The organism is Mesorhizobium sp. P160187 (assembly GCF_057766425.1).
On record NZ_JBYMDX010000003.1, the window covers coordinates 2,768,089 to 2,781,843 of the forward strand.

Annotated in this window: 11 protein-coding genes; 7 read left to right on the forward strand and 4 right to left on the reverse strand. The window is 63.9% G+C overall.

The window, feature by feature from the left end; translation table 11 throughout:
* Positions 1 to 92 precede the first annotated feature (92 nt).
* Positions 93 to 1,430: an MATE family efflux transporter gene (locus tag AC3CCE_RS16745; RefSeq protein WP_352624117.1), complete on the forward strand. Its 1,338-nt coding sequence runs from the start codon at positions 93 to 95 to the stop codon at positions 1,428 to 1,430.
* Here AC3CCE_RS16745 and AC3CCE_RS16750 read toward each other — a convergent pair.
* Positions 1,427 to 2,497 carry a quinone-dependent dihydroorotate dehydrogenase gene (locus AC3CCE_RS16750; RefSeq protein WP_352623874.1) on the reverse strand — a complete coding sequence of 357 codons (1,071 nt, stop codon included), beginning with the start codon at positions 2,495 to 2,497 and terminating at the stop codon, positions 1,427 to 1,429. The genes AC3CCE_RS16745 and AC3CCE_RS16750 overlap by 4 nt on opposite strands.
* Positions 2,494 to 2,844 carry a DUF952 domain-containing protein gene (locus AC3CCE_RS16755; protein WP_352624116.1) on the reverse strand — a complete coding sequence of 117 codons (351 nt, stop codon included), beginning with the start codon at positions 2,842 to 2,844 and terminating at the stop codon, positions 2,494 to 2,496. The genes AC3CCE_RS16750 and AC3CCE_RS16755 overlap by 4 nt, the downstream gene beginning before the upstream one ends.
* 201 nt (positions 2,845 to 3,045) lie before the next feature.
* On the opposite strand from AC3CCE_RS16755, the gene AC3CCE_RS16760 reads away from it, so the two are divergent.
* Together AC3CCE_RS16760 and AC3CCE_RS16765 are read left to right on the forward strand one after the other, a co-directional pair.
* On the forward strand, positions 3,046 to 3,480 hold the full coding sequence (locus AC3CCE_RS16760) for a hypothetical protein (protein ID WP_352623872.1): 435 nt from the start codon (positions 3,046 to 3,048) through the stop codon (positions 3,478 to 3,480).
* Positions 3,481 to 3,611: 131 nt separating this feature from the next.
* The gene (locus AC3CCE_RS16765; RefSeq protein ID WP_023703427.1) at positions 3,612 to 4,271 is read left to right on the forward strand and encodes a response regulator transcription factor; all 660 of its coding nucleotides are present in this window, start codon (positions 3,612 to 3,614) and stop codon (positions 4,269 to 4,271) included.
* Between the two features lie 66 nt (positions 4,272 to 4,337).
* On the opposite strand, the gene AC3CCE_RS16770 is transcribed toward AC3CCE_RS16765, so the two are convergent.
* The gene (locus AC3CCE_RS16770) at positions 4,338 to 7,841 is read right to left on the reverse strand and encodes a PAS domain-containing hybrid sensor histidine kinase/response regulator (protein ID WP_352623870.1); all 3,504 of its coding nucleotides are present in this window, start codon (positions 7,839 to 7,841) and stop codon (positions 4,338 to 4,340) included.
* A gap of 251 nt (positions 7,842 to 8,092) precedes the next feature.
* Here AC3CCE_RS16770 and mscL point away from each other — a divergent pair, with 251 nt between their 5' ends.
* Together mscL and AC3CCE_RS16780 are read left to right on the forward strand one after the other, a co-directional pair.
* Positions 8,093 to 8,512: a large conductance mechanosensitive channel protein MscL gene (gene mscL / locus AC3CCE_RS16775; protein ID WP_023681933.1), complete on the forward strand. Its 420-nt coding sequence runs from the start codon at positions 8,093 to 8,095 to the stop codon at positions 8,510 to 8,512.
* A 157-nt stretch (positions 8,513 to 8,669) separates the two neighbouring features.
* A complete protein-coding gene (locus AC3CCE_RS16780; RefSeq protein ID WP_023669650.1) occupies positions 8,670 to 9,836 on the forward strand; it encodes a pyridoxal phosphate-dependent aminotransferase in 1,167 nt (388 codons plus the stop codon).
* Positions 9,837 to 9,854: 18 nt separating this feature from the next.
* Here AC3CCE_RS16780 and hemA read toward each other — a convergent pair whose 3' ends face one another.
* Complete coding sequence (gene hemA, locus AC3CCE_RS16785) at positions 9,855 to 11,132, reverse strand: 5-aminolevulinate synthase (RefSeq protein ID WP_352623867.1); 1,278 nt, start codon at positions 11,130 to 11,132, stop codon at positions 9,855 to 9,857.
* A gap of 279 nt (positions 11,133 to 11,411) precedes the next feature.
* On the opposite strand from hemA, the gene galE reads away from it, so the two are divergent.
* On the forward strand, positions 11,412 to 12,407 hold the full coding sequence (galE, locus tag AC3CCE_RS16790) for a UDP-glucose 4-epimerase GalE (protein WP_023696679.1): 996 nt from the start codon (positions 11,412 to 11,414) through the stop codon (positions 12,405 to 12,407).
* Between the two features lie 97 nt (positions 12,408 to 12,504).
* Entirely contained in the window at positions 12,505 to 13,755 is a 1,251-nt protein-coding gene (locus AC3CCE_RS16795) for a D-amino acid dehydrogenase (protein ID WP_023669653.1), read from the forward strand.

Consider the following 13,755-nt stretch of genomic DNA (forward strand, 5'->3'; position numbering starts at 1 on the left):
TTGGCCGTCACGGCAAGAGTGATTGCGCGGTGGCGGGAAAATGGGGCACATCGGCTGTTCGATCAAGCCGCAACCAGCAAGGCAGCAATCCCCTGGACACGGGTGCAACCCCAGCCGACGCGAGACCCTTCGCCGTCACCAACCGTTCGGTGCTCGCCATCGCCGTGCCGATGACGCTCGCCTATCTGACGACGCCGCTGCTCGGCATCGTCGACACGGCGGTGGTCGGGCAGTTCGGCGATGCCGCCCTGCTCGGCGGCCTGGCGGCCGGGGCCCTGGTCTTCGACGTCGTCTTCAGCACCTTCAATTTCCTGCGCTCCGGCACCACCGGCCTCGTCGCCCAGGCGTTTGGGCGCGGCGACGAAACCGAGGAGCAGGCGGTGTTCTGGCGCGCCGTGCTGATCGCGGTCGCCGCCGGCATCGTGCTTGTCGTCCTTGCGCCGCTGATCGCCATCGCCGGCCAGAAATTCATCGGCGGCGAAGCGCGCGTCGGCGAGGCGATGGGCGTCTATATCCACATCAGAATGCTCGCCGCCCCCTTCACGCTGATCAACTACGCCATCCTCGGCTATGTCCTTGGACGCGGCGAGGGCGGGCTTGGGCTGATGCTGCAGGCGGTGCTCAACGGCATCAACATCGTGCTTTGCATCCTGCTCGGCCTGAAGCTTGGCTGGGGCGTCGCCGGCGTGGCCTGGGCGACCGTCACCGGCGAATGTCTGGCCATGCTGCTGGGTCTCGCCATCGTTGTCTGGCGCTTCCGGGCCGCACCCCGCCTGCCGCGGCATCGCCTGCTCGACATGCCCGCTTTCCTGCGCATGCTGTCGCTCAACCGCGATATCATGATCCGCTCGTTCTCGCTGCTCGCCGCTTTCGCGCTGTTCACCCGCCAGGGCGCGCAGTTCGGCACGCTGACGCTGGCCGCCAATGCCGTGCTGATGAACTTCTTCCTCGTCGCCGGCTATTTTCTCGACGGTTTCGCCACCGCGGCCGAACAGTTGGCGGGACGCGCGATCGGCGCACGTGCCGAGACGGCGTTCCGCCGGGCGGTACGTCTGACCTTATTCTGGGGGTTCGGCCTCGCCGGAACCGCCACGCTGATCTTCTGGCTCGGCGGCGCCGGCCTGATTTCGTTGATCACCACGTCGCCGGACGTTCGTGCTGTTGCCGACATCTATCTGCCGTGGGCGGCACTGACACCGCTGAGCGGCGTGCTGGCCTTCCAGATGGACGGCGTCTTCATCGGCGCCACGTGGTCGCGCGACATGCGCAACATGATGCTGGTCTCGTTCCTGGCCTTCAGCGCCGCATTGTTCAGCTTGGCGCCGTCTCTCGGCAATCACGGCCTGTGGGCGGCGCTGCACGTTTTCCTGCTGGTGCGCGGCTTCAGCCTGCTGGCCATCCTGCGGCTCCGGTTGCGCACGGCGTTTTAGAGCGGCCTGGCAGCCCACTGATCGAGCCGGCTGTCGCGCAGTTCGCGCAATGATTTCAGCCTTTCCTTTTCTGCAAAGCGCACCATGCCTGAAAGAATGCGGCCTGGCAGCGCGGGGCCGGCATAGATCATGCCGGTGTAGAGTTGCACCAGATCGGCGCCGGCGCGGATTTTTTCCAGAGCCGTCTCGGCAGAATCGACACCGCCGACGCCGATGATGGCGCACTCCGGCCCGAGCAGTTTGCGCATCTTGGCCAGCACGATCGTCGAGCGTTCGAACAGCGGCTTGCCGGAGAGCCCTCCGGTCTCGCTGGTGGTGCTACGCAATCCGGTCCGCGCCAGCGTCGTGTTGGAGACGATGACCCCGTCGATCTGCTTTTCGCTGACCTCGGCGGCGATGTCCTCCAGCTCGGCCTCGACCAGATCAGGTGCGATCTTGAGGAAGATTGGTGGCTGGGCCGATGCCGAGGCACGCGCCGATACGACGCGAGCCAGAAGTTCGCCGAGCTGTTCGCGTGCCTGCATGGTGCGCAGGCCGGGCGTGTTGGGCGACGAGATGTTGACGGTGAGATAGCTGGCGTATTTCGCAAAGCGGGAGACGCCGAGCTCATAGTCACGGACGCGATCGGCGCTGTCCTTGTTGGCGCCGATGTTGACGCCGACTATGCCGACGCGTCCCTTGCGCGCGGCAAGGCGTTTTTCCGCCGCCTCGTGGCCCTCATTGTTGAAGCCCAGGCGGTTGATCACCGCGTCATCCTGGGCCATCCGGAAGATGCGCGGCTTCGGATTGCCCGCCTGCGGCAGCGGCGTCACGGTGCCGACTTCGGCAAAGCCGAAGCCGAGGCCAAGCAGCGCGTCGGGCACTTCGGCGTTCTTGTCGTAGCCGGCGGCCATGCCGAGCGGATTGGGAAAGGCGATGCCACAGAGGCTGACCTTCAACCTATCGTCGCGCACCACCCGTGCGCCGACCGGCAGACCGCATCGCAACGCCGCGATCGACATGCCATGCGCCGTTTCAGGGTCGAAGGTGAACAGTAGTTTCTGGCCGATGCGGTCGAACACGCTCATTCGGCCTCCAGCGCCGGGAATTGATGCGTGCCGTCGGCGCCCAGCGGCAATGGCCGCACCCACAGGACTGTCTTCAGGTCGAGCTCGCCGTAAAGATGCGGAAACAGCGCGCCGCCCCGCGAGACCTCGTACTTCAGCGCTTCGCCCAACCGGGCTCCGTCGATAGCGATCAGCAGCAAATCCGTCTGGCCGGCGAAATGCTTCGCCGCCGTCTCCTTGGCCTGATCAGCGGTGGAGAAATGGATGAAGCCGTCGGCGATGTCGATCGGAGCTCCGGTGAAGCGGCCGTTTTTCTCGGCCGCGCGCCAAAGCGCTTCGGGCACGATCTTGTAGATAATCTGAGACATTGTTGCGCTATAAAGCAATTCCAGGAAAAGTGTGAAGCGGTTTTCCGTCCGGAATTGCGTCAAAACAAGGATGTAGAGCGGAGCGCCGTGGAACGGCGACCCGCTCTGGTCCGGATGGCTCATGCAGGGAAGGGCAACTCGTCCGCATTTACGGCGCAAAGCTGTGATAGGTTGCGCACACTGGCTCGTGGAGGATGGAACATGCGTCTGCAACACATACTGATCCCCGCCGCACTGGTCTCGCTGGTCGCGGCATCGGCCTGGTCGGAGGAGGCCGACCGCTACCGGCTGGAAAAATCCGCCAACGGTTATGTCCGCATGGATACCCAGACCGGCGCCATGTCGATCTGCGAGGAGCGCTCCGGCCAGCTCGTCTGCAAGATGGCCGCCGACGAACGCGCCGCCTTCCAGGACGAAGTCGACCGTTTGCAGGCTTCGATGAAGGCAATGGACGAACGCGTCGCCAGGCTCGAGAACTCGCTGTCCGCCCGCCTCGAATCGAAGCTGCCGAGCGAGGAGGATTTCGACAAGACGATGAGCTATATGGAGCGCATGCTGCGCGGCTTCATGGGCATCGTCAAGGAGTTGGACAAGGACAATGGCGACGGCGCCAAGCTCAACTCGCAAAAGACCTGAGCTGCCGGGCGCAAAGTGCCGTCCGGCCATTGCCGCTTAAAAACAAAGCGCTTCGCCGCATAATCGTCCGATCCCGGAAAGCCGTCAATCGATAACGAAGTTTGGGCAACAACGGGATTTGGGAGGAAGATTTGCCGTCGGGTTACACCTTCGTCATTGCCGACGACCATCCGCTGTTCCGCGGCGCTTTGAAAGAGGCGCTTGCCGGCGTCGGCGACGTCGCCGCCATTCACGAGGCCGGTGATTTCGAAAGTGCCAAGGCCCTGGTCGTGGCCAATGAGGATGTCGACCTGGTGCTGCTCGACCTGTCGATGCCGGGCGCCAGCGGCCTGTCCGGTCTGATCGCGCTGCGCGGCATCCACCCGGCGGTGCCGCTGGTGGTGGTGTCGGCCCACGACGACCCGGTGACCATCCGGCGCGCGCTCGATCTCGGCGCATCCGGCTTCATCTCCAAATCGGCCAGCATGGAGGAGATCCGCGGCGCCGTGCAGACGGTGCTGGCCGGCGATATCGCCGCGCCCGTCGGCATCGACCTCGGCGTCGAGCGCGACCCCGAAATATCCGACCTGATCAAGCGGCTGCAGGCGCTGACGCCGCAGCAGACGCGTGTCCTCGGCATGCTGGCCGAAGGCCTGCTCAACAAGCAGATCGCCTACGAACTCAGCGTCTCCGAAGCGACGGTCAAGGCGCATGTCTCGGCCATCCTGCAGAAACTCGGCGTCGACAGCCGCACCCAGGCGGTGATCCAGCTGTCCAAGATCGGCAGCGATCCGTTGCAGCCAGCAGGCTAAAGCTATTCCAGGAAAAGTGCGTAGCGCTTTCCCTTGGGAATTGCGCAAAAACAAAGAGATAGGACTCTACTCGGCCGCCGACGCCAGCGGCCTGACCCTGGCCATCATCGAGCGTAGCACGGCCGGCTTCAGCGGCTTGTTGATCACCGGCACGTCAATGGCGGCGGCAGCGGCACGGACCTCGGTGGAGCGGTCGGCGGTGACCAGCACGGCCGGCAGGTCCGAACCATGGATGTCACGCAGGCGCGCGATGATGTCGAGGCCGCTTCTGCCATCGAGATGATAGTCGGCAAGCACGATGTCGGGACGATCGGCCCTGCCAAAATCCTCCGAACCCGAAAACGTGCCGACGCTGCAGCCCCAGCCTTCGAGCAAAAGCCGCATGCCATCGAGAATGCGAGGGTCGTTGTCGATGCACATGACGCGCAGGCCGGCCAGCGAATTCGCGGTGCGGGCAGGCGCCTTCGGCTCAACCTCGCGCCGCGGCGCCTCAACCGCCGCAACCGGCAGGATAACGGAAAAGCGCGTACCCTTGCCCGGGTTGGAAAAGATCTGGATCTCGAGCCGCAGTACCCGCGCGATGCGGTCGACGATGGACAGGCCAAGGCCGAGACCTTCGGCTTCGCGCACGCCTTCGTCCAGCCGGGTGAACTCGTTGAAGACCGTGTTCAGCTTGTCGCCGGCAATGCCGATGCCAGTGTCGATCACCTGGATTTCGGCGAGTTCGCCGCGCCGTCGCACGCCGACCAGGATGCGGCCATGGGGGGTGTATTTGATGGCATTGGAGACCAGATTCTGGATCAGCCGGCGCAGCAGGTTGCGGTCCGTCAACACGCTGAGCGACGAGGCTATGATCGTCAGATCGAGTTTCTTTTCGGCGGCGAGCGGCTGAAAATCATTGCCGATCTGGCGCAGCAGCCCGTCCAGGCGGAAGGCGCTGTCATCGGGTTTCATCGCGCCGGCGTCGAGGCGGGAAATGTCGAGCACGGCGCCCAGGATCGTCTCGACCGATTCCAGCGAGGATTCGATGTTGGTAGCAGCCTTCCCGGCCGGGCCCTTGCCGGCCTTTTCGATCAGCGACGAGCAGTAGAGACGGGCGGCGTTCAGCGGCTGCAGGATGTCGTGGCCAGCGGCGGCGAGGAAGCGCGTCTTGCCCAGATTGGCCTCCTCGGCCAGCATCTGCGCCTGCGCCAGCTCCTCATTGACCCGGGTCAACTCCTCGTTAACCCTAGTCAGTTCGATGGTCCGCGTCTTGACCCGCTGCTCCAGCGATTCATTGGCCCGCTTCAGCGCCAAATCCTGTTCGACGCGTCCTGATATGTCGGCATAGGTGGCGACGATTCCGCCGTCCGGCATCGGGTTGGAGCGCAGTTCGAGGATACGGCCACTGGTCTTCAACTCCATCTGCCATGGGCTGACGAAGCTGGTCAGCCGGTTGAGCATCGCCACGCGCTGGTCGGCCGGAATATCGCCGCGCTCGGCGAGGTGGCGCAGGATGCGGTCGAGCGAGACGCCGACCTGGCCCATCTCGTCGGGCAGGTCGAACAGCGCGCGATATTGTCTGTTCCAGCAGATCAGACGAAAATCGCGGTCGAATACGGTGATGCCCTGCTCCATCTGGTCGAGCGCGATCTGCAGCAGGTCGCGATTGTGCTGCAGCGCTTCGGTGGCGTCGTCGAGCAGGCGAAAGGCGTCCTTGGACTCGCGGTCGTTGCGGCGAAACAGCAGCGACAGGATCAGCCGCGCCGAAGACGAGCCGACCGCGCTCGCCAGCAGCTGCTCGGAAAAGCGGATGACATCCATGCTGGCCTGCTCATTGCCGTGCAGCGAGACGCCATTGCTTTTCTCGAAGGATTGGAAGGAGCGCTCGGTGCGCTCGACGCCGAGGTAGCGCGAGATGGTGTCCTTCAGCACGTTGACGGTGATGGCGGTGCGGAAGCGGCGCAGGCTGGGCATCGGGCCGGATTCGCGCGGCACGAAGATCGACGCCTGGATCCGCTCCAGCGGCACTGACGCGCGCGACAGCGAGCCGAGCACGAAGAACAGCGTGTTGACCGACAGGCTCCAGAGCACGCCGTGGTTCAACGGTTCGGCGACGGTGCCGAACAGAGCCTGCGGCCGCAGCGCCTCGAAACCGAACAACCCCTGCACGACGATGTCCGCGTCGGCTGCCGAGAGCGACGGCAAAAGCAGCGTATAGCCCCAGACGAGGATGCCGGCGACCATGCCAAGGGCCGCGCCGCGGCCATTGGCGCCGCGCCAGATCAGCCCGCCGATCAGCGCCGGCGCGAATTGGGCGATTGCCGCGAACGACATCAGGCCGATCGACGACAGCCGCGCCGAGTTGGTGCTTTCGCGGTAGTAGAGGAAGGCGATGAACAACAGGATGAAGATGGCGCCGCGCCGCACGTTGAGGATCAGCGTCGACCAATCCTCATTCTCAGAGGTCGTGGTCTTGAGCAGGCGGCGCACGAACAGCGGGATGACGAGGTCGTTGGAGATCATGATCGACAGCGCCACGCTTTCGACGATCACCATGGCGGTCGCCGCCGACAGCCCACCGATGAAGGCGGCCATGGCGAGGAAGTCATGGCCGCCGAACAAGGGCAGCGCCAGCACATAGAGGTCACTGGTGGTTTTGGCGCCGACCAGCGCCAGGCCGGCGAAGGCGATCGGCAGCACGAACAGGTTTATCGCCACGAGATAGAGCGGAAACACCCAGGTCGCGGTGCGCAGTTCAGCCTCGCCGCGGTTCTCGACGATGGTGACGTAGAACTGGCGCGGCAGCATGATGATGGCAAAGCCGCTCAGGCAAGTCAGCACCAGCCAGGTGGCGAGCGAGGTGTTGTAGCCCATGGCTTGCCGCACCTGGCTGTTTTCGGCCAGCTTGTCGATCATGTCGCCCGGGCCACCGAAGATCAGGAAGGTGACCATCAGGCCGATCGCCAGGAAGGCGGCGAGCTTGACCACGGTTTCGACCGCCACCGCCAGCACCAGCCCGTCCTGGTGCTCGGTGGCGTCGGCATGGCGGGTGCCGAACAGCACCGCAAACAGCGCCAAGAGCATGGCCACCACCAGCGAGATGTCGCTGACGAAGGGATCGAAGGAGGGCGGCGATCCCGTATAATGCTCGACCATCAGGCCGACCGAACCGGAGATCGCCTTCAATTGCAGTGCGATATAGGGCACCGCGCCGATGGTCGCGATCAGCGTGGCGATCGCCGAGACGGCAAAGCTCTTGCCGTAGCGCGCGCCGAGGAAGTCGGCGATCGAGGTGATCTTCTCGCTCTTGGCCAGCCGCACGATGCGATTGAGCAGCGGAAAGCCGAACACGAACACCAGCACCGGCCCGGTGTAGATGCCCAAAAATTCGAGGCCGCGCTCGGACGACAGGCCGACCGAGCCGAAGAAGGTCCAGGAGGTGCAGTAGATGGCGAGGCTGAGCGCATAGATGAAGGGCCGGGCGCGGCCGGGTCCCAACGCCGTTGAACGCCGGTCGCCGAGGCTGGCGATGACGAACAGCAGCGTTACATAGGCGACCGCAATGATGACGATGAACCAGCCCTGCACGGCCCGAAAATCCTCCTCGGCCAGCTTTCACCCCGGCCTGCCCAGAGGCAATCACAGCTCCAAGGTCAAGTCCATCGCGGCTTTCGGCGCATGGCCGCGACGCCGCCCTGTCGAACCGTGAACCAAGGTAAGGAGAAAGCGGTGTTTTCCAGCTTTTGCTTCTGTTGCAACCGCAGGTTTTTGTTATGGTGCGCACGGGCCGACGCCGGAGGGACGGCGGCAGCGCGGTCCGTCATGACAAGGAGGGTCGAATGCTGAAAGAATTCCAGGAATTCATTTCCAAAGGAAATGTGATGGACCTTGCGGTCGGCGTCATCATCGGCGCGGCCTTCAGCAAGATCGTCGATTCTCTTGTCAATGACATCATCATGCCTTTCATCGGCGCACTTGGTGGCGTCGACTTTTCCAACTACTTCATAGGCCTCTCATCAACAGTGCATTCGACCAATCTTGCCGACGCGCGTAAGGAAGGCGCGGTGTTCGCCTACGGCAATTTTATCACCGTGGCGCTGAATTTCGTCATCCTGGCTTTCATCATCTTCCTGATGGTCAAGGCCGTGAACAACATGCGCAAGCGGCTCGAGCGGGAGAAGCCGGCCGCACCTGCGGCTCCGCCGCCGGCTGACGTCGCACTGCTCACCGAAATTCGCGATCTCCTCGCCAGGAAATAGACAAGGCCAGATTTCTGGACCAAAACCCCGGTCGTTCGCGGCCGGGGTTTTCTGTTGCCGCATCTGCTAAGAGCATCCGCCAATGCATGTCGCCCATAAGTGCGCAGCGGTTCTGGATAATGACATGCATCAAAGCAGACATCAAAACGGACCTGTCATGACCCTGATCGATAGCTTGCGCGCCGAAGCGGTGGCCGCCCCCGAAAGCGGCATTGTCGCCGTCGTCAATTACGGCCGTACGCGCGAGGGCATGATCCCGCTCTGGGCCGGTGAAGGCGATTTGCCGACGCCTGCCTTCATTTCGGAAGCCGCCGCCAAGGGGCTCGCCAATGGCGAGACCTTCTATACCTGGCAGAAAGGCATTCCGGAGCTGAGGCAAGCGCTTTCCCGCTACTATGCCAGGCATTTCGGCAAGAGCTTCGCCGAAGAGGAATTCATCGCCACCGGTTCCGGCATGCATGCCATTCAGTTGGCATTAGCAGCGGTCGCCGGCAGCGGCGACGAGGTGGTCTATCTCTCCCCGGCTTGGCCGAATTTCGCCGCCGCCGCCGGTATTTCCGGCGCTACCCCGGTTGCGGTCACGCTCGACCAGTCCGGCAATGGCTGGTCCTGCGATGTCGACAAGATTGCAGCTGCGGTGACGCCGCGCACCAAGGCGCTGTTCGTCAACACGCCATCGAACCCGACCGGCTGGACGGCCGATAAGGAAACGCTGCAGGCGATCCTGAATCTCGCCCGCCAAAAGGGTCTGTGGATCATCGCCGACGAGATCTATTCGCTGTTCCACTACGGCCACGGCCGTGCGCCGTCCTTCCTCGACATTTCGACCGCGGAAGACCGCATCCTGTTCGTCAACTCCTTTTCCAAGAACTGGGCGATGACCGGCTGGCGCGTCGGCTGGATCAAGACCCATCCCGAGCTGCAGCAGGTGTTCGAGAACCTGATCCAGTATTCGACCTCAGGCGTCGCCCAGTTCATGCAGCGCGGCGCCGTCGCGGCGCTGGACCACGGTGATGCGTTCATCGTCGAACAGGTTGAGCGGGCGCGAAAGGCGCGCGACCTGGTCTGCGATATTCTCGGCGCAACCGGCAAAGCGCGCTTCACCGTGCCGCAAGGCGCGTTCTATTTGTTTTTCACGGTCGACGGCATCACCGATCCGCGCCGGGCCGCTTTCGACATCGTCGACAAGGCCAATGTCGGCCTGGCGCCGGGCACCGCCTTTGGCCCTGGCGGAGAGGCGTTTTTGCGCCTGTGCTTCCACCGCCGCCTCGACCAGCTCGAGGAAGCGGCACATCGCTTGGCGGGATGGATGAGGACGGTTTGAGATAAATGGGCGGCGGCTTCAGCCGCCCGACTTCGGCACAAGCAGCGGCACAATCCGGTCGCTCTTGGCGACAGTGGGCCGCCCTGCGGAGCCATAGGGAATGCCGAGCGCATCCCATGTCTCGACCAGCGCGTCCTGAAGTCCCGCAATCAGCGCATCGGTATGGAACGGCGTCGGCGTGATGCGCAGCCGCTCGGTGCCGCGCGGCACGGTCGGATAGTTGATCGGCTGGATGTAGATGCCGTGCACGCCGAGCAGACGGTCGCTGGCCATCTTGCAGAGTTCGGGGTCACCGACCAGCACCGGCACGATGTGTGTCGGCGATTCCATCACCGGCAGGCCGGCTGCAGACAGAACCTCCTTGGTCCGCGACGCCTGGCGCTGTTGCGCATCGCGCTCGGCTTGCGAGCGCTTGAGGTGGCGGATGGAGGTGGTGGCGGCGGCAGCGATCGCCGGCGGCAGCGCCGTGGTGAAGATGAAGCCCGGCGCATAGGAGCGCACCGCGTCGATGACGGCGCTGTTGCCGGCGATATAGCCGCCCAGCGTGCCGAACGCCTTGGCCAGCGTGCCTTCGATGATGTCGATGCGGTCGGCCAGCCCCTCGCGCTCGGTGATGCCGCCGCCGCGCGGTCCGTACATGCCGACGGCATGGACCTCGTCAATATAGGTCATGGCGTTGTAGCGTTCGGCCAGTTCGACGATCTGCTTGATCGGCGCGATGTCGCCATCCATCGAATAGACGCTCTCGAACACGATCAGCTTGGCGCGTTCGCGGCCCGCCACCTGCAGCAGGCTTTCGAGATGCGCGACGTCGTTGTGGCGGAAAATCCTCTTTTCGGCGCCCGAGCGCCGTACGCCTTCGATCATCGATGCATGGTTCAACTCGTCCGAAATGATCAGGCAATTGGGCAAAAGCCGAGCAATGGTTGAGATCGAGGCCTCGTTGGAGACGAAGCCGGAGGTGAAGACCAGCGCCGCTTCCTTGTCGTGCAGGTCGGCCAGTTCCAGCTCGAGCTCGACGAGCGGGTTCGAGGTGCCGGAAATGTTGCGGGTGCCGCCGGCGCCCGAACCCATCTTGCCGGCTGCATTCTGGAACGCGGCAATGACATCGGGGTTCTGGCCCATGCCGAGATAGTCGTTGGAGCACCAGACGGTGATTTCCTCGGCGCGGCCGTTTGAACGCCAGATGGCGCGCGGAAACTTGCCGACAATGCGCTCGAGATCGGCGAAAACCCGGTAGCGCCGCTCGGCGTGGAGCTGGTCGATCGCTTCCTCGAAGAACCGCTGATAGTTCATGTCGCCTTCCCAGTTTTGCGCGGGATCATAATCGTTGGCCCATTCGTCGTCCACCGGGCCGTTTTGGTCAAAATGCCACGCCCCAAGCCTGTTCCTAACGATGCCAGATCGTGGCCTATTCCCTTGATGTGGATTAATTTTGTGTCCGTACGATGCCACAGGCCGGTGAGACTGTTACGGATTTAACATTCAGGCGTTTCTAATGGCCTTGCCGCAGGCTTTCCAGTAAGGCGGTGATTGAGACAGTTTCCGATAAATCATGAGTAAAAGAGGACGCGGATGACGGTTTTGGTAACGGGCGGCGCCGGCTATATCGGCAGCCACATGGTCTGGGAACTGCTGGATGCCGGCGAGAGCGTCGTCGTTCTCGACCGCCTTTCCACGGGCTTCGAATGGGCGGTAGCGCCGGAAGCCAAGCTTGTCGTCGGCGATGTCGCCGATAGGGAATTGGTCGGCCAGATCATCCGGGATAACAAGGTCGACGCGATCATCCACTTCGCCGGTTCCATCGTGGTGCCGGAATCGGTTGCCGATCCGCTCGCCTATTACGAGAACAACACCTCCAAGACGCGCACGCTGATCGAAACCGCGGTACGAGAGGGTGTGCCGCATTTCATCTTCTCCTCGACCGCCGCCGTCTATGGCGGCGCCGGCCTGGAGCCGGTGCACGAGGATGCCCGCCTGGCGCCGGAATCGCCCTACGGCCTGTCCAAGCTGATGAGCGAATGGATGCTGCGCGATGCAGCGCTTGCGCATCCCTTGCGCTACACGGCGCTTCGCTACTTCAACGTCGCCGGCGCCGATCCCAGGGGCCGGACGGGGCAGTCGACGCCTGGCGCCACGCATCTGATCAAGGTCGCCTGCGAGACCGCGCTCGGCAAACGCCCCTTCATGCAGGTGTTCGGGACCGATTATCCGACGCCGGACGGCACCTGCATGCGCGATTATATCCATGTCAGCGACCTGGCCGCGGCCCACCGGCTGGCGCTGCAGCGCCTGCGCGCCGGCGGCGGCAGCCTCGTCGCCAATTGCGGCTACAGCCACGGCTATTCGGTGCTCGAGGTCATCGACAGCGTGCGGCGCGCCTTCGGCCGGGATTTCGAGGTCAAGATGGGCGACCGGCGCCCCGGCGACGCCGCCGCCGTGGTTGCCAATTCGGACCTTGCACGCGCCGAACTCGGCTGGACCCCGCAACGCGACGACCTCGACCAGATCGTCGCCGATGCACTCGCCTGGGAGCGTATCCTCACCGGCAAGAACTCCGCGCGGGGCTGAGCCGGGCACTTCCGAGGGCTCGCAAGGCGCGCGGCGAAGCGCTATTGAAGCAATGGCGGTGCGGCGTGGAGGCGCTGTGCAGCGAAGAGGGGGTGGCATGAAGATAACGGTGCTTGGAGCCGGCGTTGTCGGTACCGCGGCCGCCTATTATCTGGCCGCCGACGGCCATGAGGTCACCGTGATCGAGCGCCATCCGGCGCCGGCGCGCGGCACCAGCCAGTCCAATGCCGGTCTGGTGTCGCCGGGCGACGCCACCGCCTGGGCCTCGCCGGCGGCGCTGAAGACCTTCCTGCGCGCTCTCTGGAACCATGATCTCGGCATCAAGGTCAGGCTGCGCTTCGATCCTTATTTCCTCGCCTGGAGCCTGCGTTTCCTGCGCCAGTGCACCGTGGCCCGGCTGCGCGCCAACAGCCAGGTCAAACTGCGCCTGGCGCTCTATTCGCGCGACTGCATCAACGCGCTCTCCGACGCCACCGGCATCCACTATGACGAGCGCAAGAAGGGCATTCTTTATTTCTTCCGCTCGCAGCACAGTCTCGACACCGGCACCGACAACTACCAGTTTCTGGCAAAGCATGGCCTGCCGATCGAGATCGTCGGCCGCGACCGGCTGGTCGAACTTGAGCCCGGGCTCGCCGGAGTGAAGGAAAAGATCGCCGGCGGCGTTTATTCGCCAATCGACCAGACCGGCGATTCCAGGATATTCGTCGATGGGCTGGCCGCCTATGCCGCCGAAAAGCTCGGCGTCAGATTCCTGTTCGACACCACGGTCGAGGGGCTCGACATAGAGGGCGACTGGGTGCGTGCGGTCATGACGTCGGCCGGCCCGGTGACGGGCGACGCCGTCGTCATCGCCATGGGCCCCGAGAGCGGCCTGATCGGCCGCCGCTACGGTATCGATCTGCCCGTCTATCCGGTTAAAGGCTATAGCGCGACCATCCCGCTGGAGGACGAGAGCAAGGGACCGACCATGGGCGGCGCCGACGAGGACCGGCTGGTTGGTTACTCCAGGCTCGGAAACCGCCTGCGCATGTCCTCGACAGCCGAGTTCACCGGCTTCGACCGCAGCTTCAAGCCCAGCGACTTCAAGTCTATGCTGAGCACCGGCAAAGACCTTTTCCCTGGCGCTTTCGACGAGAAGAAGGCGCTGTTGTGGGCAGGTCTGCGGCCGATGATGCCCAACTCGGTGCCGGTCATCGGCAAGGCGAAATACAAGAACCTTTACCTCGACACCGGCCACGGCCATGTCGGCTGGACCATGGCCTGCGGCTCGGGCAAGTTCCTGGCCGACCTCGTCGCCGGCCGCAAGCCGGAGATCGACCCGCAAGGGCTGGTCTACGGGAACTGA

Excerpts from the sequence above, each read along its gene's own strand:
- hemA (WP_352623867.1), bottom strand. The coding sequence starts at position 11,132 with ATGAACTATCAGCGGTTCTTCGAGGAAGCGATCGACCAGCTCCACGCC.
- galE (WP_023696679.1), top strand. The coding sequence starts at position 11,412 with ATGACGGTTTTGGTAACGGGCGGCGCCGGCTATATCGGCAGCCACATG.
- AC3CCE_RS16760 (WP_352623872.1), top strand. The coding sequence starts at position 3,046 with ATGCGTCTGCAACACATACTGATCCCCGCCGCACTGGTCTCGCTGGTC.
- mscL (WP_023681933.1), top strand. The coding sequence starts at position 8,093 with ATGCTGAAAGAATTCCAGGAATTCATTTCCAAAGGAAATGTGATGGAC.
- AC3CCE_RS16795 (WP_023669653.1), top strand. The coding sequence starts at position 12,505 with ATGAAGATAACGGTGCTTGGAGCCGGCGTTGTCGGTACCGCGGCCGCC.
- AC3CCE_RS16755 (WP_352624116.1), bottom strand. The coding sequence starts at position 2,844 with ATGTCTCAGATTATCTACAAGATCGTGCCCGAAGCGCTTTGGCGCGCG.
- AC3CCE_RS16780 (WP_023669650.1), top strand. The coding sequence starts at position 8,670 with ATGACCCTGATCGATAGCTTGCGCGCCGAAGCGGTGGCCGCCCCCGAA.
- AC3CCE_RS16750 (WP_352623874.1), bottom strand. The coding sequence starts at position 2,497 with ATGAGCGTGTTCGACCGCATCGGCCAGAAACTACTGTTCACCTTCGAC.